The following is a 21,554-nucleotide window of genomic DNA, read 5'->3' on the forward strand; positions in this document are numbered from 1 at the left end:
GATTTTTTTAATTTATTTTTTAATTGCTTATTTTTAAACCAAAACTACCACAACCCTGTGCTATGATGAATTGCAATCGTATTGTCTGTAATAATAAACTTACCTTTGTCATCCCTTCTTGGTAAGAAATAATCATATGGGAAGAAATACATCCCATCATTTAATTCAAATGATTGACCATTTAATTTTACCTTATAATGTAATTTCGTCATCCTAGAACAAATTCTTGTATTTGCTATAGTACGATAGCCATCTCTAAAAGGCGTTACTTTATACCAAGATAAGACCTTTCCTATCCAAGGGTGACAAGGTTTTGCTCCAGCTAATCCTATTGAAAATATCATATCAGCAATAACTCTAACTGAGTAAACCCCCAGTCAAAAAACATTTTTTTTACATCATTTTCATCATCAAAAGGTGCTGTGCAATAAGCAATTTGCTTATCATTATTCTTGGCTATTGTTACTTGTGGAAGTAATGATTGCACTCTGCGCGCTATTGCCTTTCCGGAATCAATAAAGAAAGAAACTTGCGGTAAGCACGCCTTCAATTCCGCTTTCAATAAAGGAAAATGAGTGCAACCCAACACCACTGTATCCATTTCATACTCATAATGCCATTCGGCAACTGCTCTCTTAATTGCAAGATAATCGACTTTTTTGCCGTGCAATTTTTGTTCCGCTATTTCAACTAAATCGGTTGAACCTAAACGTCTTACCTCGCAATTTTTTGCATATTGTTGAATTAAATCATCTACATAAGGGCGTGTAATCGTACCTTTCGTTGCCAGTAAACCTATCACTTTCGTTTGCGTTTTTTCTGCTGCCGGTTTAATTGCTGGAACAGTTCCTACAATTGGACAATTAAAAGCAGCTCTCATTGCTGGCAAAACTATTGTACTGGCGGTATTACAAGCAATAACAATCAAGTCGATTTGTTGGTTTATAGCAATTTTTTGGCAAATTTCAACACATCGTTGTTCCAGCAGTTTTCCCGGTTTTTCTGAATAAGGAAAGCAAGCATTATCCAAGCAATAAAGATAATTATAATTGGGCAATAATGCTTTTACTTCACGGTAGACACTTAATCCGCCGACACCGGAATCAAAAAATAGAATTGTTGGATTTTTTGTCATAATTTAGATAATTTTTATAAGTTTGTGATTTGTTGTGCTTTAATTAATTTTATCAAAATAACTTCACGACAAATGGCATTTGAAAGGAAATGGAAGAATTATCCGCCATAAAATAGACTGATTCAACCAATAAACAGATTTCTCTTAAACATTCAGATATTTAAGTTTTCGCCAAAAATCTTTTAGGAAAAGTTCACTCACAAAAAAGGGGCGCTGCTGTAAACTCAATGTTGAACAACGAGCATAATGCTGATGATTCGCTCCCCATTTTATTTCGGTTCGTTGTACATTTTGTTGAAACAGCCAAGAGCCCAACGGCATTTTTCCTAATCGGTAAATTTTCTCACTATAAAATGCAAATGTATATTCCGGAATAAAAGTTCTAGCAAAAATCCATTCCTGCCCATCGCCAATTAACACAACTTCCCTCAACCAACATTTATCACTATCACAATGAAATCCTATCTGTTTTTCTTGTGATGTAACTATCCATCCTTCAAACACAGGAAATACATTAAGCTTGCGGCATTTTTGTTTTAATGCTGCAGTCAACGAACCATGCAGAGATAACCAATTTCGATACATCGGCTTTAATCCTGAAAAATCAGATTGCCAGTGTAGTTCACGTAAGTATTGACGATATAAAGAATAATTATGCATTGGAATATTCTATCTTTTGATCTAACCAGCGATGAATTAACTGTTCTATATTGGGAGAATTTATTTGCATTAGCTGATTTGCACACCGTTGCACTGCTGGTAATAATCGTCTGTTGCGCACTAAATTAGCCACTTTAAACTCTGCAACACCTGTTTGTTTAACCCCCAATACTTCTCCTGGACCTCTAATTTCTAAATCTTTTTCCGCAATAGCAAAACCATCATTGCTACTACGCATAATATCTAAACGCTGTCGTGAAATTTTACCTAAAGGTGTTTTATAAAGCAGTACACAAAAAGATTCAACATTCCCTCGACCAACACGTCCGCGCAATTGATGAAGTTGTGATAATCCCAGCCTTTCTGCATTTTCAATAATCATCAAACTCGCATTTGGCACATCAACTCCTACCTCAATCACAGTTGTTGCCACCAACACATCAATTTCACCTGCTTTGAAAATATCCATCATATTCTGTTTTTCTTGCGACTTCATTCTTCCATGAACTAATCCAATCTCAAGTGTTGGCAATGCTTTTCGCAAATCCTCTGCCAAGGCTTCCGCAGCTTGAGCTTCCAATACTTCAGACTCATCAATCAAAGTACAAACCCAATAAACTTGTCGTTTATCCACAGTACAAGCGTGAAACACTCGCTGAACCAATTCATCTCGCCGCTCCTCTGCAATTGCTACGGTTTTAATCGGTGTTCTTCCTGGTGGCAATTCATCAATCACAGAAATATCTAAATCAGCATATACCGTCATAGCTAATGTACGAGGAATTGGTGTTGCCGTCATAATCAGTTGATGCGGATAAAATCCATTTTTAGCACCTTTTTCTCGTAATAGTAGCCTTTGTTCAACGCCAAAGCGATGCTGTTCATCGATTATCACTAATGCCAACGAATGAAACTCTACCTGCTCCTGAAACAAAGCGTGCGTTCCAACAACAATTTGAGTTTCACCACTTTGGATCTGCTCCAACGATTGCTGCCGTTTTTTGCCCTTTACTTTACCCGCTAACCAACCGACCTTAATGCCAAACGGTTCCAGCCAATGAGAAAAATTATGCAAATGCTGTTCTGCAAGAATTTCCGTTGGCGCCATAATCGCCACCTGTTGCTGATTATCCAACGCCACTAAAGAAGCCAATAATGCCACTAACGTTTTTCCGGAACCAACATCGCCTTGAATTAAACGCATCATCGGTTGAGATCGTTGCAGATCCTGCTCAATCTCTTCTACTACTCGTAATTGTGCTTTTGTTGGGGTAAATGGCAACGTTGCCAAGAATTGTTGCTTGATATTGCTCTGATAACGTAACACAATCGCTGAGTTCTGTTGTGCATCTTGCTTACTTTTTTGCATTGCTAAGTTATGTGCCAACAGCTCTTCAAATGCTAAACGCTGTTGTGCCGGATGTTCCCCTTTTTCCAACATTTCAGATAGGGTACCCGCCGGCGGTCGATGTAAAAACTGCACTGCACTTTTCAAATCATACCCACTAGGGTTAAATTCTGTGGGAAGCAGCTCTTTAATAGTGGCTTTATCCAATAATGCCAATGCTTGATCCGTCAATTTTCGCCAAGATGCTTGTTTTAGTCCTTCCGTTGAAGGGTAAATCGGCGTGAGGTTTTCATCTAAGGTCAAAGGCTCATTATGGTGAATAATACGATATTCCGGATGGTGCATTTCTGCCATAAATCGCCCACGTCGAATTTCCCCGAATGCCTTTACTCTGGCTCCACTCGAAAAACTGTTTTTCATCCCGGCATTAAAATTAAAAAAACGCAACATAATTTTTGATGAGCCGTCGGAAAGGGAAACCGTTAACATCGGTCGGCGACCAAACTGAACTTCACACGTCTGCACAATGCCCTCGATCGTGGCATAACTATCCGGACGCAAATCAATAATTGGAGTAATGTGAGTGCGATCTTCGTAACGCAGTGGAAAATGGAATAAGAGATCTTGAACGGAACGGATTCCTAAACGAGATAATCTTTCCGACATTGCCGCACCAACACCGGAAAGAACAGTAAGAGGCAAATGATCAAGTAATGTTTCTGCTTGCATTATTCATTAATGTTACGGAAAACTTCAACAACACCGGATACTGCACTGATTTTTCGAATAATTGCAGCCAAGTGCGTTTTATCTTTCGCTGTCAGTACAACAAAGACCTGATAAACGCGCCCATCTCGTTCTTCTGTCCAGATACTTTGAATATTGCTACCGGCAGAAGTAATCACTGAAGTTAAATTCGCAAAAGCACCGTGTTGATTTAACATTTCAATGCGTAATTCCGCTTCAAACTCAACGCTGTTTTCGCTCTTTTCCCACTCTACCGGCATATAGTGATCCGCATTTTCTTCACGATGTCTGATATTGGCGCAATATTCGTGATGAATCACCAATCCTTTACCCGGACTAACATAAGCCACAATCGGATCACCCGGAATTGGATGGCAACATTTTGCGAAGTTAATCAACAAACCATCAACGCCTTTAATTAAAACTCCGCTCTCGGTCTCTTTATAAGTGTTATTGCTCAAATCACCGTCGGTATCAATTTCTAATTTCTCACCTAATAAACGATGAGCAATAACTACACTGATTTGATTGCCTAAACCGATTTCCGCCAATAAATCATCCAAGCTGTTCAATTTTAATTCTGCCAACAATGCTGAAATATTATTGCTGTCAATATCTTCCAGTTTCGTTGGTGACAAGGCGTGGAATAATTGTCGTTTGCCAAGCATAATGGCTTCGTCACGACGCAAAGACTTCAATGTTTGGCGAATTTTTGATCGTGCTTTTGCTGTAACCACAAAATTTAGCCAAGTTGCACTAGGACGTGCCGAAGGTGCGGTAATAATTTCTACAGTTTGACCGGATTGCAATGCTTGAGAAAGTGCGTAAGGCTGACGATCGACTCTTGCACCGATACAGGTTTGACCGATATCGGTATGCACCGCATAAGCAAAATCAACCGGCGTTGCGCCTGCCGGCAATTCCACAATACGACCTTTAGGAGTGAAAACATAAATTTCATCAGGGAAAAGATCCGACTTCACATTCTCAATAAATTCAAATGAGTTACCGGCGCTTTGTTGCAACTCGATCAAACTTTGCAACCAACGCTGCGCTCGAATTTGCACGGTGGTACTATCATTCTTACCGCCTTGTTTATAAATCCAATGCGCCGCTACCCCCATTTCCGCCATCTGATCCATATCTTCAGTACGAATCTGCACTTCAACCGGCACCCCGTGCGGACCAATCATTGAGGTATGCAACGATTGATAGCCGTTCGCTTTCGGCACAGCAATGTAATCTTTAACACGACCCGGACGCGGTTTATACAAACTATGCATTTGTCCTAACACGCGATAACAGGTGTCCATATCCGAAACAACGGCGCGAAAGGCATAAATATCCATAATCGAATGAAAACGCTGTTCTTTCATTTTCATTTTTTGATAAATGGAATAGAGATGTTTTTCACGTCCGAACACGCGAGCAGGAATCCCGACATCATCCAAACGCCCTTTAATTTCATTCGTAATACGTTGAATCATCTCTTTACGATTACCGCGCGCATTTTGGATAACTTTTTGCAAAACTTGATAGCGATGAGGATGCAATGCCTCAAAACCTAAATCTTCCAACTCGTTCTTAATATGCTCGATACCTAAACGGTGTGCTAACGGACTATAAATTTCTAATGTTTCCTTCGCAATACGACGACGTTTATCCGGACGCAAAGCTCCGAGTGTTCGCATATTATGGGTTCGGTCTGCCAATTTGATCAGAATGACGCGAATATCCTGCGTCATTGCTAAAATCATTTTACGAAAGTTTTCAGCTTCCGCCTCTTTGCGAGTTCTAAATTTTAATTTATCTAATTTAGATACCCCCTCAACAATTTCCGCCACGCTTTTACCAAACTCTGCGGTTAATTCTTCTTCTGTATAAGGCGTATCTTCAATCACATCGTGCAATAGTGCCGCCATTACTGCTTCGTGATCCAATCTCATTTCGGCAATAATGGAAGCCACTGCAACCGGATGGGTAATATAAGGTTCGCCGCTGGAACGAGTTTGCCCTTCGTGGGCATCACGAGCAATCACAAATGCACGTTTAACCAACTCAATTTGATCATCGGGTAAATAACTTTTAATTATTGTATGTAAACTCTCAAATAAATACATAACTCGTTCTTCGGCAATAAATTTAATAGATAGTGATTATTCCACGTCTGCCAACAAAGAGACCGCTTGTAATTCAGCGTGTTCCTGTTCTAACGCATCGTGGCGTTCTTGAGCATCCATAATATCGTTATTGATCAATCCTTTTTCAATTTCACGCAATGCAATAACAGTCGGTTTATCATTTTCTTCCGGAACCAACGGCTCACGGACGTGAAGTTGTAACTCGCGCGCGCGACGAGCGGCGGTCAGAATTAAATCAAAACGGTTACCAATTTTTTCTACTGCATCTTGTACAGTTACGCGTGCCATACTTTTCTCCAAAAATAATTGTTTACTATTCAACCAATAAAAAGGTTACGTATAATACTAAAGCTATTCCGATTTCGCCAGTAGTTGTGAAATTAATAATTGATGGCGTTGCACTTGCCGTTCGACCCGCAATTTTTCCGCTTTTAAAATCACCTTAATTTCACTCAATGCCTGATCAAAATCATCATTAATAATTAAATAATCATATTCATCATAATGACTGATTTCACTGATCGCTTTTTTCATTCTTGCAGCAATCACTTCATTCGAATCCTGACCGCGACCAACCAATCTTCGTTCTAATTCTTGCAGTGACGGCGGTAGGATAAAAATACTTTTTGCCGCCGGTACTTTTTTTCTCACCTGCTGAGCGCCTTGCCAATCAATATCCAAAAAAACATCAATCCCTTGTTTTAATGAACGCTCAATCATCGGCAATGAAGTACCGTAATAATTTCCGAAGACTTCCGCATATTCTAAAAAAGCATCTTCCGCAATTAATCGCTCAAATTCTTTATGATCAACAAAATAATAATGTTTTCCATGCTCCTCATTCGGACGCGGTTGACGCGTAGTATGCGAAATGGAAACCTGCATTTCATAGCTTGGCTGTTGCTGCAATAGTGCAGAAATTAACGAAGATTTCCCTGCACCGCTCGGCGCAGATACAATATATAAATTTCCTAATGGCATAAAAATTTCTCTATCCTGGCAAAGAACGTTATCTTATCACCTTTATCAATAAAACGTCTCTTTTTTGCTTTATTTTTTAACAATTATGTAACAGTTGGAATCACTTCAATAAAAAAGGCTTTAATGCCACTTAAAATATGGTTGACCGCAATTGCCGCCAAAATCAAGCCCATCACGCGACTAATAATTGCGGCACCGGTTGTACCGATTAGACGTTGAATCCTATTTGCAGCTATCAATAATAAATAGGTAATCAACAGCACTAACGCCATAATGGCTGCCGTTACAATCTGATCCGCAAAACTGAAGCGATGGTTATCGGTCAATAACACAATCGCCATCATTGCACCGGGCGAAGCAATGGACGGCACTGCCAATGGATAAACCGCTAATTCATTGATATTTGAAGACAAACGCATCTCCTGTTCCGCTTTGCCTTCACTAAACACCATCGTTAACGCAAAAAGCAACAACACCAAGCCGCCGGCAACCTGAAATGCCGTTAAAGGAATTTGCATCGCCTCCAATAAAAATTGGCCTGTAATCAAAAAGAAAAACAAAATTCCTGTTGCAATAAGTACCGCATTTCTTGCTATTTTCTTTCGATCTGTCGCCGACAGCCCGATAGTTTTGGTAAGATACACAGGAACTGAGCCGATAGGATCGATTACGGCCCATAAAACAACAAACTGTACTAAAAAAGAATCAAACATTCGGCCATCCTAAACTGAAAAATAATAAAATTTATCAAGAGCATATCGAAAAATGTTAATTTTTACAAATTTGACCCTTAAACGCGGAATTACAACATTATTAGAAAACGCCAATGCCACCATCACACCAGGTCAGAAAGTCGGACTTGTCGGCAAAAATGGGTGTGGGAAATCTTCGCTATTTTCACTGATCAAAGGCGAATTATTCCCCGAACAAGGCGATGTCACCTATCCGAACGGCTGGCAAATCAGCTGGGTTAATCAAGAAACGCCGGCATTGGAAATTTCTGCTTTGGATTATACCATTCAAGGTGATCGTAAATATACACAATTACAACAACAATTAGCCATTGCCAATCAGCAAAATGATGGTTATCGCATTGCCGCTATTCATTCTCAACTGGATGCTATTGATGCTTGGACAATTCAATCTCGTGCCTCTACATTATTACACGGCTTAGGTTTTGAAGAATCACAGCTCAGTCTGCCGGTAAAATCATTTTCCGGTGGTTGGCGAATGCGTCTGAATTTGGCTCAAGCGCTGCTTTGCCGTTCAGATTTACTCCTACTTGATGAACCGACCAACCATTTGGATTTAGATGCCGTTATTTGGCTGGAAAGTTGGCTGAAAAGTTATTCAGGCACATTAGTTTTAATTTCTCACGATCGCGATTTTCTCGATCCGATCATTAATAAAGTTATCCATATAGAACAACACCAACTATTTGAATACACTGGAAATTATTCAAATTTTGAAATAATGCGTGCTTCAAAACTTGCCCAACAGAATGCACTCTACCAACAACAGCAACAAAAAATTGCACATCTGCAAAAATTTATTGATCGCTTTAAAGCAAAAGCCACCAAAGCGAAACAGGCACAAAGCCGAATTAAAGCACTGGAACGAATGGAAAAAATCGCTCCGGCTCATATCGACAATCCATTTTCATTCCATTTCCCACGACCGGAATATCTGCCTAATCCATTGTTATCAATGGAAAAAGTGAGTGCCGGTTATGGCGAACATCTGGTTTTACAGCAGATTAAACTGAATTTAGTGCCCGGTTCACGCATCGGCTTATTAGGGAAAAACGGCGCCGGGAAATCGACTCTGATTAAATTATTAGCCGGAGAACTTGCACCACAATCAGGTGTTGTGCAATTAGCCAAAGGTGTACAGCTCGGTTACTTCGCCCAGCATCAACTCGATATTTTACGTGCTGAAGAGAGTCCTTTATGGCATTTACAACGTCTAGCACCGACCAAAACGGAACAGGAATTGAGGAATTATCTCGGTGGTTTTGCTTTTCACGGCGATAAAGTCAAACAAACGATCACTTCCTTTTCTGGTGGTGAAAAAGCACGTTTGGTTTTAGCATTAATTGTGTGGCAACGACCGAATTTATTATTGCTTGATGAACCGACCAACCATTTAGATTTGGATATGCGTCAAGCACTTACTGAGGCATTAATGGATTACGAAGGCTCATTAGTGGTGGTATCGCACGATCGCCATTTGTTACGCAATACCGTCAGTGAGTTCTATTTGGTACACGATAAAAAAGTTGAGGCGTTTGACGGCGATTTGGAAGATTATCAAAAATGGCTTTTAACATTGGAATCAGACGCTAATCAGCAAATGGTTACTTCCGAGACTAATAAGGAAAATGAATTTCTTCAACGAAAAGAACAAAAGCGGCGTGAAGCGGAATTACGCGAAAAAACCGCCCCGATTAGAAAAGCACTTCAACAGCTTGAAAAAAGTATGCTGCAATATTCAACAACACTGGCGCAAATAGAAACTAAATTATCGGATAACGACCTTTATCTTACTGAAAATAAAGAAAAATTAACAACATTATTAGCGGATCAGGCAGAATTAAAGAAAAAGCTCGAACAGGTCGAAAATGATTGGTTGACGCAACAAGAATTATTGGAGAGTTTCAGTTAAAGGAGTAATTTTTAATATTTAATATAATGATGGGCTGTAACCGCCCATCATCTTGATTAATTTAGCTAACAATCTTCGCTAAATCACTCATTTTCCAACGAGGACGCACTTCAACCGCCAAACCGGTCTGCTCGCCTGCTTTTAAGCGTAAAAAACCAGCATAAGCGATCATTGCGCCATTATCGGTGCAGAATTGAGGAGCTGGATAAAACACTTCCCCACCTAATTTTTCCATTAATTCAGCTAAACGTTGACGCAACTGTTTATTTGCACTCACACCACCAGCAATAACCAGACGTTTCAAACCGGTTTGAGTCAAGGCGCGTTGACACTTAATTGCCAATGTATCCACTACAGCTGCTTGGAATGCATAAGCAATATCACAACGTGTTTGTTGATCTTGCGGATATTGAGCTACAGTATTTGCAGCAAACGTTTTCAACCCAGAGAAACTAAAATCAAGCCCCGGACGATCCGTCATCGGTCGTGGAAATATAAAACGATTAGGGTTGCCTTGTTCCGCCAATCGTGACAATGCTGCTCCCCCCGGATAATCCAAACCAAGCAATTTAGCTGTTTTATCAAATGCTTCACCTGCAGCATCATCTATTGATTCCCCCAATAATTGATAATCACCAATACCGTTGACTTGAATTAACTGTGTATGCCCTCCTGACACCAACAATGCCAAAAAAGGAAAATCAGGAACTCGCTCTTCCAACATCGGTGCGAGCAAATGTCCCTCCATATGATGAACACCTAATGCCGGCACATTCCAAGCATAAGCCAAAGAGCGAGCAATCATTGCCCCCACTAACAACGCACCAGCCAACCCTGGTCCTGTTGTATAGGCTACACCATCAATATCTTCAGGCTGCAAATTTGCTTCTTGCAACGCTGCCTGAATTAAAGGTGCTGTTTTCCGAATATGATCTCGCGAAGCCAATTCCGGCACAACTCCGCCATAATCGGCGTGTAAACTGATTTGAGTATAGAGCTGGTTGGCGATTAATCCTTTCTCTTCATCATAAATAGCGACCCCAGTCTCATCGCAGGAGCTTTCTATTCCTAAAACTTTCATCTATCTTTCTTCGTTATACCTTTCAAAAAAATTGCCGGCATTTTACGCTTTTTTCATTAATTTCTCTAGTTTGTCGGTTGCTAATCACGAAATAAGCGCTTTACTTTTCGTATGGAAATAGATTAAAATTGCGACCTTTATTGAGTAAAGGTTATCTTGTATAACCACAAATATGTATAAATTTCATTGAGGTGATTGGCTCATGCCTGTAATTAAAGTTCGTGAAAATGAATCATTTGACGTTGCATTACGTCGTTTCAAACGTTCTTGCGAAAAAGCAGGAATCTTAGCGGAAGTTCGTAGCCGTGAATTCTACGAAAAACCAACTACTATTCGTAAACGCGAAAAAGCATCTGCTGCAAAACGTCACGCTAAAAAATTAGCACGTGAAAACGCACGTCATACTCGTTTATATTAATTCATTCTTTGATTTAGCTTTAAACGAATTATATTTTAAACCGTGTTTCTTTAGAAACACGGTTATCTTTATTTTATAGCCCATAATTATTGCAACGCTGTAACAGCAAATTTCTTTGCCATATGAGGGGTGTCGAAAATGAAAGGACTAATTCCACGCACTTTTATTGATGAACTCTTAGCACGTACCAACATCGTTGATATTATTAATTCTCGAGTAAAACTAAAAAAAGCAGGGCAAAATTACCAAGCCTGTTGTCCATTCCATAATGAAAAAACGCCTTCTTTTTCCGTTAGCCCTAAAAAACAGTTTTACCACTGTTTCGGTTGCGGCGCTCACGGAAATGTCATTACCTTTTTAATGGAATATGACAAGATGGATTTTGTTGAAGCTATTGAAGAGCTAGCATCATTACAAGGGGTAGAAGTTCCAAGGGAAGAGACTAATAGTAAATATAATCCCAACAATAGTGCCAATTATAGAAGTAAACGTGATTTACATCAGTTAATGCACGATATAACTCAATTTTATCAACAGCAACTGCTTCAATCTCTGCCAGCACAGGCTTATCTTCAACAACGAGGATTATCAACTGAAATTATTCAACGCTTTGCCATCGGTTTCTCAACCAATACTAATTCCGTTTTAAATAGCTTCGGTAAAACATCAGAAGACCGTCAAAAACTAGTGGACACCGGTATGGTTACAAAATCTGATTACGGTAACTTTTATGACCGCTTCCGCCAACGAATTATGTTTCCAATACGAGATCGTCGAGGCAGAACCATCGCTTTCGGCGGTAGAGTTTTAGGAGATGAAAAACCTAAATATTTAAATTCACCAGAAATGGCTACATACCATAAGGGAAACGAATTATATGGGTTATATGAAGCATTACAACAAAATGATAATCCAGAATATTTGCTTGTTGTAGAAGGATATATGGATGTGGTTGCATTAGCTCAATTCGGCGTTACTAATGCAGTTGCTTCACTGGGAACTGCAACTACTGGAGAACAAATTCAGATCGCATTCCGTGCTACTGAACAAATTATCTGTTGTTATGATGGCGACAATGCCGGTAAAAGCGCTGCATGGAGAGCATTAGAAAATGCCTTACCTCACCTTTATGATGGTAGACAGCTTAAATTTATCTTTTTGCCAGATAATGAAGATCCTGATACGTTTATTCGCCAAATCGGTAAAGAACAATTCGAAAATTTTCTCAATAATGCTCAGACAATGAGTGAATTCTTATTTCAACATCTACTATCACAAGTGGATTTAAGTAGCAAAGATGGTCGCAGTAAATTGGCTGCATTAGCTGTACCATTAATTAACCAAATTCCTGGTGAAACATTACGTCTTTATCTACGCAATACTTTAGGACAAAAGCTCGGTATTATGGACAGTATGCAACTTGAAAAAATGCTACCTACGTTTATTTCAGAGTATAAAGCAAAAGAGAAAGAAGAACGGCTACAATCTACACCAATGCGGTTACTTATTGCATTACTAATACAAAATCCAGAACTTGCCGATACACAAGTCACGCGTATCTTATTAAGCAATCCACAAGTGTTGTATGACTTAAATATGCCTGGGTTGGCATTATTCCTTGAAATTTATCAGATTTGTGCCAACAAAAGTGGCATTACAACCGGTCAGCTGCTGGAATTTTGGCGTGGAAAAAAAGAACAGAAAATCCTTGAAAAATTAGCAATGTGGGATCATTTAATAAAAGATGATAACATCGAAGCTACTTTTTATGGTAATCTAAAACACTTGCATTCCAAAGTAATGGAAAAACGTATTGAAACGTTAAAAGCGAAAGATCGTACAGATTCTTTATCGCTCGATGAAAAAAAAGAACTGATAGAACTACTAGCAAACAGTCGAAACTTGCTAGTTCCGGTCTATTCTTCATAACAATTATGAAGAATGATTTCTGCTAATCAACAATTATTGGATGTCAAAATATGGATCAAAATCCACAATCTCAGTTAAAACAATTAATTGCACAGGGCAAAGAACAAGGTTACCTCACCTACGCAGAGGTTAATGATAGTTTACCGGAAGACCTCGTTGATGCCGATCAAATAGAAGACATCATTCAAATGATCAACGATATGGGGATTCAAGTGCTTGAATCAGCTCCAGATGCCGATGATCTTATGCTAAACGAAAATGTTACCGATGAAGATGCTGTAGAAGAAGCTACACAGGTTCTTTCTAGTGTAGAATCTGAAATTGGTAGAACTACCGACCCAGTGCGTATGTATATGCGAGAAATGGGTAGCGTAGAATTGCTAACCCGAGAAGGCGAAATTGATATTGCAAAACGTATTGAAGAAGGAATTAACGAAGTTCAATGTGCAGTTGCGGAATATCCACAAGCTCTGGATCATTTATTAGCGCAATATGATCTTGTTGAAAAAGGTGAAGTTCGTCTTTCCGATCTTATTACCGGTTTTGTCGATCCAAATGCAGTAGATACCGAAGATTACTCAAAATTTATGAGTGATGATTCCGGAGAAGGAGAAGACGATGACAATATTTCCAGCGATGATCTCGATGAAAGCGATGATGACGAAGACAGTGATAGCGAATCCAACAACAGTGCCGACAATGATTCGGATAACAGCATTGACCCTGAAGTGGCACGAGAAAAATTTACTGCATTAAAAGAGCAACATCACAAAACTGTCGCTGCAATTGATAAACACGGTCGTGGAAATAAAAAAGCAAAAGATCAAATTAATGCTCTTTCAGAAATTTTTCAACAATTCCGATTAGTACCGAAACAATTCGATATTTTAGTATTATCAATGCGAGATATGATGAAGCGTATTCGTACTCAAGAACGACAAATCCAACGTTTAGCCGTTGAATATGCCAAAATGCCGAAAGGCACTTTCCAAAAAGCTTTTATCGGTCACGAAACAAATGATGCTTGGATTGAAAAAGCATTAACTGCTGGCAAAAATTGGTCTGAAAAATTAAAGGATTACGAAGTTGGTATCCGCCAAGCAATTCAATTATTGAAAGCCATTGAACAGGAAAGTGGATTAACCATTACACAAATCCGCCAAATCGGTGAAAAAATTTCGCAAGGTGAACTTAAAGCTCGTCGCGCGAAGAAAGAGATGGTAGAAGCCAACTTGCGTTTGGTGATTTCCATTGCCAAAAAATATACCAACCGTGGATTGCAATTCCTTGATTTAATTCAGGAAGGTAATATCGGTTTGATGAAAGCGGTAGATAAATTTGAATATCGTCGTGGTTATAAATTCTCTACATATGCAACTTGGTGGATTCGTCAGGCAATTACGCGTTCAATAGCTGATCAAGCTCGTACTATCCGCATTCCGGTACATATGATCGAAACGATTAATAAATTAAATCGAATTTCTCGCCAAATGTTACAAGAAATGGGGCGTGAAGCTTCTCCGGAAGAGTTAGCTGAACGAATGGGAATGCCTGAAGACAAAATCAGAAAAGTATTGAAAATTGCTAAAGAACCTATTTCAATGGAAACCCCTATCGGTGATGACGATGATTCACATTTAGGTGATTTTATTGAAGACAATACTTTAGAATTACCTCTGGATTCAGCAACCGCACAAAGCTTAAAGGTAGCAACTCACGAAGTTTTGGAAGGTTTAACACCACGTGAAGCTAAAGTGCTTAGAATGCGTTTTGGTATTGATATGAATACGGATCACACTTTGGAAGAAGTAGGTAAACAATTTGATGTTACTCGTGAACGTATTCGTCAGATTGAAGCGAAAGCCTTACGTAAATTGCGCCATCCTAGTCGTTCTGAAACGTTGCGTAGTTTCTTGGATGAATAACTAAATTCTTATTTAAAAAGATCGGTCGTAAAACCGATCTTTTTATTTTTCAAATAGTTACATATTTAATAATACAATATAGCTTTCCCCAATATTTTGTTTTAGTTCATTTTGATGTGTAGCCATATTATTCTAATTCTTTATTTTATGAACTGCCTCTTTTCCTTAGTAAACACATTATGTCGATAAAATTAGGCGAAAATAGGTCATATTACCAAGTAAAAAATAACTTTTATCCCATACTTTTTTCATCATTTTCATATAGAAAAAATGTGATATATATCACAAAAAATATTTTATATTTTAAATTTTGTGACATACATCACGCTTTATTTTTTTTCATAAAAAATTTTATTTGAAGTTCGTCACATTTTTGAAATCAAAAATTTCCGCTTTTTTGTTCAATATGCTATTTTTCTGTTCGAAATTTCTTCTACATTATTGAGGATTAAACTATGGTTTCTGCACAGACAAAATTACGCATACAAAACTTCGGTCGTTTTCTCTCCAATATGGTAATGCCGAATATCGGTGCTTTTATCGCTTGGGGGTTTATTACCGCATTATTTATTCCGACAGGTTGGCTGCCAAACGAAACATTAGGCAAACTTGTTGGTCCAATGATCACTTATTTGCTACCATTGCTCATCGGTTATACTGGTGGCCGTTTAGTCGGGGGTGATCGTGGTGCTGTAGTTGGCGCCATTACCACAATGGGGGTTATCGTTGGTTCAGATATTCCAATGTTCCTTGGTGCAATGATTGCCGGTCCACTCGGTGGTTATGCCATCAAAAAATTTGATAGATGGGTAGACGGTAAAATTAAAAGCGGTTTTGAGATGTTGGTCAACAACTTCTCTGCCGGTATTATCGGGATGATTCTCGCACTTATCGCATTCCTTGCAATCGGTCCATCCGTTAAAGCACTTTCCACAGCATTAGCCGCCGGTGTTGACGTACTTGTTAATGCAGATTTACTACCACTTACTTCGCTTTTCGTTGAACCGGCAAAAATTTTATTCTTAAATAATGCCATCAACCACGGTATTTTCTCACCGCTAGGTATTCAACAATCACAGGAATTTGGACAATCTGTATTCTTCTTAATTGAAGCAAATCCTGGTCCGGGCTTAGGTGTGTTACTTGCTTATATGTTATTCGGTAAAGGTTCTGCCAAACAAACCGCCAGTGGTGCAGCCATCATTCACTTCTTTGGTGGAATTCACGAAATTTATTTCCCATATGTGTTAATGAATCCACGTTTATTACTTGCCGTGATTGCCGGCGGTATGTCAGGTGTATTCACACTTACATTAACTCATTCAGGCTTAGTTGCACCCGCTTCACCAGGTTCTATTTTCGCTGTATTGCTTATGACCCCTAAATCATCAATGTTCGGTGTAATTCTTTCGGTATTAATTGCTTGTGCGGTCTCTTTCGTTATTGCCTCTTTCTTCTTAAAACTTCAAAAAGGCGAAGGTTCTTTGGAAGAAGCAACGCAACAAATGAAGAATTTAAAATCAGGTCAAACTACTAATGTCAACCACGTTGAAATTAACTACAACGGATTGAAAAAAATCTTTGTGTCCTGCGATGCTGGTATGGGTTCAAGCGCAATGGGTGCAAGTATGTTGCGTAAAAAAGTTAAAGATGCCGGTTTAGATATTGAAGTAGCGAACTGTGCAATCAATGACTTACCTGATAATGCACGTTTAGTTATCACTCACCAAGATTTAACTTTACGCGCAAAACAGCAAGTACCAACTGCAATGCACTTGTCACTCACTAATTTCTTGGATAATAAATTCTATGACCATTTAGTCAGCGAATTGAAAGCGGAAGTCGGTCAACAAAGTACAAAACAGGCGGAAACTGTAGAAACGCACGCCCACTTTACATTAGCACCAAATCAAGTTTTCCTTGGATTGAAAGCTGCTAATAAAGAAGAGGCAATCCGTTTTGCTGGTGAACAATTAGTAAAAGGCGGTTTTGTACAACCAAGTTATGTTGATGCAATGTTGGAACGTGAAAAACTTGTTTCCACCTATCTCGGTGAAGGTGTTGCCGTACCACACGGTACTATTGAAGCAAAAGATGCTGTATTAAAAACCGGTATCGTATTCTGTCAATATCCAGATGGCGTGCGTTTCACCGATGAAGAGGATGGTATTGCCAAATTAGTTATCGGCATTGCTGCTCGCAACAATGAACACATTCAAGTGGTTACCGCAATTACCAACGCCTTGGATAGCGAAGAAGCAATCAAGACTTTAACAACTACAGATGATGTAGAAAAAGTGTTAGCATTACTCAAAGGTTAATAGGCTGTAAGGACGTAGTGATATCACTACGTTCTTTTTATTTAGGAGATTATAATGAAAGCATTACATTTTGGCGCCGGCAATATCGGACGCGGTTTTATCGGTAAATTACTTGCTGATGCTGGTATTTATGTCACTTTTGCTGATATTAACGAAACCGTTATTAATCAACTTAATCAACAAAAATTCTACTCAGTCAAAGTGGTTGGGGATGGTCAAAACAAAATTGAAATTGTAAAAAATGTGGACGGGATTAATTCAGCCAATAAACAACAGCTTTTTGAAAAAATTCAACAAGTTGATCTAATCACGACTGCTATCGGTGCTGGCGTATTAAAGATTATTGCTAAATCTTTAGCGCAAGGCTTACTACAACGTATCCAAAACGGCAATCATCAACCATTAAACATTATCGCTTGTGAAAATATGGTTCGTGGAACCAGTGCGTTAAAAGAACACGTTTATTCTCACCTTTCCGAATCAGAGCAACAACTTATTGAAAAATATGTAGGCTTTGTTGATTCTGCTGTGGATAGAATTGTGCCACCTGTTGAAGCAAACAGCGAAGATCCGCTACAGGTTACTGTTGAAGAATTCAGTGAATGGATTGTGGATGAAACTCAATTTAAAGGTGATATTCCGAATATCGCAGGTATGGAATGTACCGATAATTTAATGGCATTTATTGAACGAAAATTGTTCACATTGAATACCGGTCACGCTGTTACTGCTTATTTAGGCAAACTTGCCGGATACCAATTCGTTAAACAATCGATTGATGATGAAAATATCAAACAACAAGTTAAAACTGTAATGCAAGAAAGCGGTGCAGTATTAATCAAGCGTTATCAATTCGATCCGGCTGCCCACGCCGCTTATATTGAAAAAATTCTAAAACGTTTCGCCAATCCATACCTTACCGATGATGTAGATCGTGTTGGGCGCGAACCTATCAGAAAACTTAGCTATAATGATCGTTTAATCAAACCATTACGTGGCACATTGGAATATCAACTTCCTCATCCGATGTTATGCAAAGCAATCGCTGCCGCGTTGTGTTACACTAATGCAAATGATCCACAAGCAGTAGAATTACAGAAATCTATTGCTGATCAAGGAATTACGAAAACATTAGAAAAATATACCGGATTAGATAACACTGCAATTTTTGCGGAAATTGCCCAAAATTACGCATCACTGAAAAAATAATTTCTTGATGATATTAAAGGACTTAAATGATCGAGGAAAAACTAAATGAAGTTACCAGCGCACGAGGATTAATCATTGCAGCGGTAACTGTTTTTGAAGAAGCATTGGATCAACTTATCAACAAAGTTTTCCGCAAAACGGATTTTGTTGTTGAATCAGTGATTGAATCGCTGTTCGAGCATTCAGGTCCTTTATTTGACTTTAAAATCCGTTTAAAAGTGTTGTTAGGTTTAGGCGTGATCTCTAAAGACATTTTTGAAGATATTGAACAGTTTCTGAAACTTAAAGAAATTATCAACAACCAAACACAGGAACTCTCTTTCAGTAATCCGTTACTGCTAGATTTTGTGCAACAACTCAACTGTATCAAAGATTCTATTTTTATAAAAGATCCCCTTCCACACGCAACAAACAATTCATTACTTGAACAAGTAAAAATCATTCGCTGGGAAAAAATGATTCGCTCCTATATCACACTGGCAATTATCTCTATTCACGAGGCACTGTTGATTGAAAGTCCGTTGTGAATCATCTAACCTAATGCATAACTACTTTTTATCCTATCTTTCCATAAAACTTTCTCGGAATACTTTTGGACTTACGCCAACTTTCTTCTTAAAAACCCTAGAAAAATAAAGAGAGTAAATCCAACATTACGAGATATAGAACTAATTGGATCATTCGTTGTAAAAAGTAATTGCTTAGCATAATTAATACGTTGATCATCTCTCCATTTTAAAATAGACATCCCTACTTCTTGACTAAATAGATGTATAAGCCTAGAAGGTGATAAATACACATGGGCTGCAATTTCATTAATACTATAATCTTTCCTAATATCATCCATCATATAATTAATTGCTTGTAAAATTCTAGGATCTATTTTTCTAGAATAACTTGCAGGCTGTAATTGTTTACAACGAATTAAGAGTTGCTCCAAATAATTTTCCGCTAATTCCATCGTATATGATTGACTTAATTTGCTTTGCTCCTCTATATGAATAAATAAATCCTCTAGTATCTTATATGTTTGTTCATCAACATAGTTAGTTATAAAAATCCCGTCTATACATTTTTCCCATTGTAAAAAATCTTTCCAAAAACCTCTTGGTCTAAAATAAATCCATCTATGATACCAACATTCATTATCTGGATGTCTTTGGTAATGATGAATAATATGTGGCGGAAATAAAATCAAGTCCCCTTTTTCTACAGTAAGATATTCTTTCCCTGAATAAATATATCCTTTACCTGCCGTAGTTAAATTTAATATATATCCTTTCATACCATTTGGTCGATCTATAACAAAATCCAATATTTCACCTTGATGAATAGGAGTTAATCCTGCCACAATGTGTAAATCAAATTTATATCCTGGTAATAAAGGATTCTTATTTTGCATAATAGATCAGTCCTCTTGATCAGTCTTATATTGAGATAAAAATGCATTTATCAGCAATCAAGCTGATAAATGCCTTGTCTTATATAGAAAAACGAATCTTGTGATTTAATTTAAACGTTGTTTAAACGTCCTAATTTCCGTGTTTTCATCAATAACAACTATTTCAACATTCGCAATATCAGCAAAATTATTTAGCATTTCTTGAGTGACTGCTTGAGAATAAGTTGAATGATGTGCCCCACCAGCATAAATCCAAGCTTCACCAGAAACTTCTAAATTAGGTAATGGTTTCCATAATGCTCTAGCAACAGGAAGATTTGGCATATCTTCTGGTGGGGTCACTGTTTCAAGATGATTACTCACAAAACGGAAACGATCACCTAAATCGATCAATGATAGATTTATTGCTTTTCCAGCTTTTCCAGTAAAAACAAGCCGAGCTACATTACATTTACAACCAATGGTATGAAGATGGATTTCAAGGCGAGGTCGTGCATCAGTAATAGATGGACACACTTCTAGCATATGAGCACCAAGTACTTGATCTTCTTTTGAGAAATGATAAGTATAATCTTCCATGAAGGATGTTCCACCGGAAAAACCTTGTGTCATCACTTTTACAATCCTTGTCATTGCGGCAGTTTTCCAATCTCCTTCGCCACCAAACCCATATCCTTTTGCCATAAGACGCTGTGTTGCTAATCCAGGAAGATTCGTTAATCCAATCAAATCTTCAAAATTATTAGTAAAGGCCTTGCAACCTTTTTCTGTTAAGAAACGTTCCAACCCAATTTCTAATCGTGCCTCTTTCTGTAAAACTTGGCGCAATTCTGGTGTAGTAAGAATACCTTCAGCAACTTCGTACTGTTCACAATATTCTTTAATCAAACTTTCTACATCTTCCTCACTAACTGCATCGATAGCTTTAGCTAATGATCCTACACTATAAGCATTTACTTCAAATCCAAATTGGATTTGAGCCGAAACTTTATTACCTTCTGTTACAGCAACTTGTCGCATATTATCACCGAATCGAGCAACTTTTAAGTGTTGAGCTTCATCCCAACCAATTGCTGCACGCCCCCATTGATCCAAAGCAACGTGTACTTTTTTATTACCCCAATGTCCAACAATGACTTTGCGATTAATACCTAAGCGAGAACAAATAAAACCAAATTCCCTGTCTCCATGTGCGCTTTGATTTGTGTTCATAAAATCCATATCTATTGTTTGCCACGGAAGCTCAGCATTAAATTGAGTATGTAAATGTACAAAAGGTTTATTCAAAATTTTTAATCCTTTTATCCACATTTTGGCTGGAGAAAAAGTATGCATCCATAAAATAATACCAACGCAATTCTCATCATTATTCGCTTCTAAACAAAAGCGATAGATTTCTGTTGGACTTTTTGCAGTTCCTTTATAAACAATTGGCATTGAAATTTGTTGACTTTGATTAAAATTAGCCACAATTTCTTGGCTATCTTTATCTACCGTAGCTAAAACTTCTTCACCATATAGTGTTTGTGAACCAGTAATAAACCATAATTGTTGTTGATAAATTTTTTGCATAATTGTCACCTTTTATACTTT

18 protein-coding genes are annotated in these 21,554 nt (G+C 38.2%); 7 read left to right on the plus strand and 11 right to left on the minus strand.

The window, feature by feature from the left end:
• Positions 1 to 44: 44 nt before the first annotated feature.
• The 8 genes from QV04_RS01085 to QV04_RS01120 all read right to left on the minus strand — a co-directional run bounded on the left by QV04_RS01085 (position 45) and on the right by QV04_RS01120 (position 7,725).
• Positions 45 to 344 (minus strand): hypothetical protein, encoded by a 300-nt coding sequence (locus QV04_RS01085; RefSeq protein WP_065231608.1) that lies wholly within the window; start codon positions 342 to 344, stop codon positions 45 to 47.
• The gene (murI, locus tag QV04_RS01090) at positions 341 to 1,135 is read right to left on the minus strand and encodes a glutamate racemase (protein WP_065231609.1); all 795 of its coding nucleotides are present in this window, start codon (positions 1,133 to 1,135) and stop codon (positions 341 to 343) included. Before murI ends, QV04_RS01085 begins: the two co-directional genes overlap by 4 nt.
• A gap of 144 nt (positions 1,136 to 1,279) precedes the next feature.
• Positions 1,280 to 1,795, minus strand: a complete 516-nt coding sequence (locus QV04_RS01095; RefSeq protein WP_065231610.1) for a chorismate--pyruvate lyase family protein — start codon at positions 1,793 to 1,795, stop codon at positions 1,280 to 1,282.
• Positions 1,788 to 3,872, minus strand: coding sequence for an ATP-dependent DNA helicase RecG (recG, locus tag QV04_RS01100; RefSeq protein WP_065231611.1), 2,085 nt, complete (start codon positions 3,870 to 3,872; stop codon positions 1,788 to 1,790). The genes QV04_RS01095 and recG overlap by 8 nt, the downstream gene beginning before the upstream one ends.
• Positions 3,872 to 6,010: a bifunctional GTP diphosphokinase/guanosine-3',5'-bis pyrophosphate 3'-pyrophosphohydrolase gene (gene spoT / locus QV04_RS01105; protein WP_065231612.1), complete on the minus strand. Its 2,139-nt coding sequence runs from the start codon at positions 6,008 to 6,010 to the stop codon at positions 3,872 to 3,874. The genes recG and spoT overlap by 1 nt, the downstream gene beginning before the upstream one ends.
• Before the next feature lie 36 nt (positions 6,011 to 6,046).
• Positions 6,047 to 6,319 (minus strand): DNA-directed RNA polymerase subunit omega, encoded by a 273-nt coding sequence (rpoZ, locus tag QV04_RS01110; protein WP_013745710.1) that lies wholly within the window; start codon positions 6,317 to 6,319, stop codon positions 6,047 to 6,049.
• A 63-nt stretch (positions 6,320 to 6,382) separates the two neighbouring features.
• Positions 6,383 to 7,012: a guanylate kinase gene (gene gmk / locus QV04_RS01115; RefSeq protein WP_039089805.1), complete on the minus strand. Its 630-nt coding sequence runs from the start codon at positions 7,010 to 7,012 to the stop codon at positions 6,383 to 6,385.
• 83 nt (positions 7,013 to 7,095) lie between these two features.
• The gene (locus QV04_RS01120; RefSeq protein WP_013745712.1) at positions 7,096 to 7,725 is read right to left on the minus strand and encodes a MarC family protein; all 630 of its coding nucleotides are present in this window, start codon (positions 7,723 to 7,725) and stop codon (positions 7,096 to 7,098) included.
• Positions 7,726 to 7,777: 52 nt separating this feature from the next.
• Here QV04_RS01120 and QV04_RS01125 point away from each other — a divergent pair, with 52 nt between their 5' ends.
• On the plus strand, positions 7,778 to 9,676 hold the full coding sequence (locus tag QV04_RS01125; protein WP_065231613.1) for an ABC transporter ATP-binding protein: 1,899 nt from the start codon (positions 7,778 to 7,780) through the stop codon (positions 9,674 to 9,676).
• Positions 9,677 to 9,737: 61 nt separating this feature from the next.
• On the opposite strand, the gene tsaD is transcribed toward QV04_RS01125, so the two are convergent.
• Complete coding sequence (tsaD, locus tag QV04_RS01130; RefSeq protein ID WP_039174488.1) at positions 9,738 to 10,757, minus strand: tRNA (adenosine(37)-N6)-threonylcarbamoyltransferase complex transferase subunit TsaD; 1,020 nt, start codon at positions 10,755 to 10,757, stop codon at positions 9,738 to 9,740.
• A 202-nt stretch (positions 10,758 to 10,959) separates the two neighbouring features.
• Between tsaD and rpsU the strand changes: the two genes are divergently transcribed.
• The 6 genes from rpsU (at position 10,960) to QV04_RS01160 (ending at position 19,086) form a co-directional block, all read left to right on the plus strand.
• Positions 10,960 to 11,175: a 30S ribosomal protein S21 gene (gene rpsU, locus QV04_RS01135; protein ID WP_013745715.1), complete on the plus strand. Its 216-nt coding sequence runs from the start codon at positions 10,960 to 10,962 to the stop codon at positions 11,173 to 11,175.
• Positions 11,176 to 11,313: 138 nt separating this feature from the next.
• Positions 11,314 to 13,104 (plus strand): DNA primase, encoded by a 1,791-nt coding sequence (gene dnaG, locus QV04_RS01140; RefSeq protein ID WP_065231614.1) that lies wholly within the window; start codon positions 11,314 to 11,316, stop codon positions 13,102 to 13,104.
• A 50-nt stretch (positions 13,105 to 13,154) separates the two neighbouring features.
• Positions 13,155 to 15,029, plus strand: a complete 1,875-nt coding sequence (rpoD, locus tag QV04_RS01145; RefSeq protein WP_065231615.1) for an RNA polymerase sigma factor RpoD — start codon at positions 13,155 to 13,157, stop codon at positions 15,027 to 15,029.
• A 455-nt stretch (positions 15,030 to 15,484) separates the two neighbouring features.
• Positions 15,485 to 17,350, plus strand: a complete 1,866-nt coding sequence (locus QV04_RS01150) for a PTS mannitol transporter subunit IICBA (protein ID WP_039174482.1) — start codon at positions 15,485 to 15,487, stop codon at positions 17,348 to 17,350.
• 54 nt (positions 17,351 to 17,404) lie between these two features.
• Complete coding sequence (locus QV04_RS01155; RefSeq protein ID WP_039174480.1) at positions 17,405 to 18,559, plus strand: mannitol-1-phosphate 5-dehydrogenase; 1,155 nt, start codon at positions 17,405 to 17,407, stop codon at positions 18,557 to 18,559.
• Positions 18,560 to 18,585: 26 nt separating this feature from the next.
• Entirely contained in the window at positions 18,586 to 19,086 is a 501-nt protein-coding gene (locus tag QV04_RS01160) for an MltR family transcriptional regulator (protein ID WP_039174479.1), read from the plus strand.
• Between the two features lie 71 nt (positions 19,087 to 19,157).
• Here the strand turns inward: QV04_RS01160 and araC are convergent, their stop codons facing one another.
• Both araC and araA read right to left on the minus strand, forming a co-directional pair.
• Positions 19,158 to 19,961 (minus strand): arabinose operon transcriptional regulator AraC, encoded by an 804-nt coding sequence (araC, locus tag QV04_RS01165; RefSeq protein ID WP_231924190.1) that lies wholly within the window; start codon positions 19,959 to 19,961, stop codon positions 19,158 to 19,160.
• 105 nt (positions 19,962 to 20,066) lie between these two features.
• Positions 20,067 to 21,533 carry an L-arabinose isomerase gene (gene araA / locus QV04_RS01170; RefSeq protein ID WP_039174601.1) on the minus strand — a complete coding sequence of 489 codons (1,467 nt, stop codon included), beginning with the start codon at positions 21,531 to 21,533 and terminating at the stop codon, positions 20,067 to 20,069.
• Positions 21,534 to 21,554 lie beyond the last annotated feature (21 nt).

The organism is Gallibacterium genomosp. 1, assembly GCF_001678575.1.
Classification (GTDB): Bacteria; Pseudomonadota; Gammaproteobacteria; order Enterobacterales; family Pasteurellaceae; genus Gallibacterium.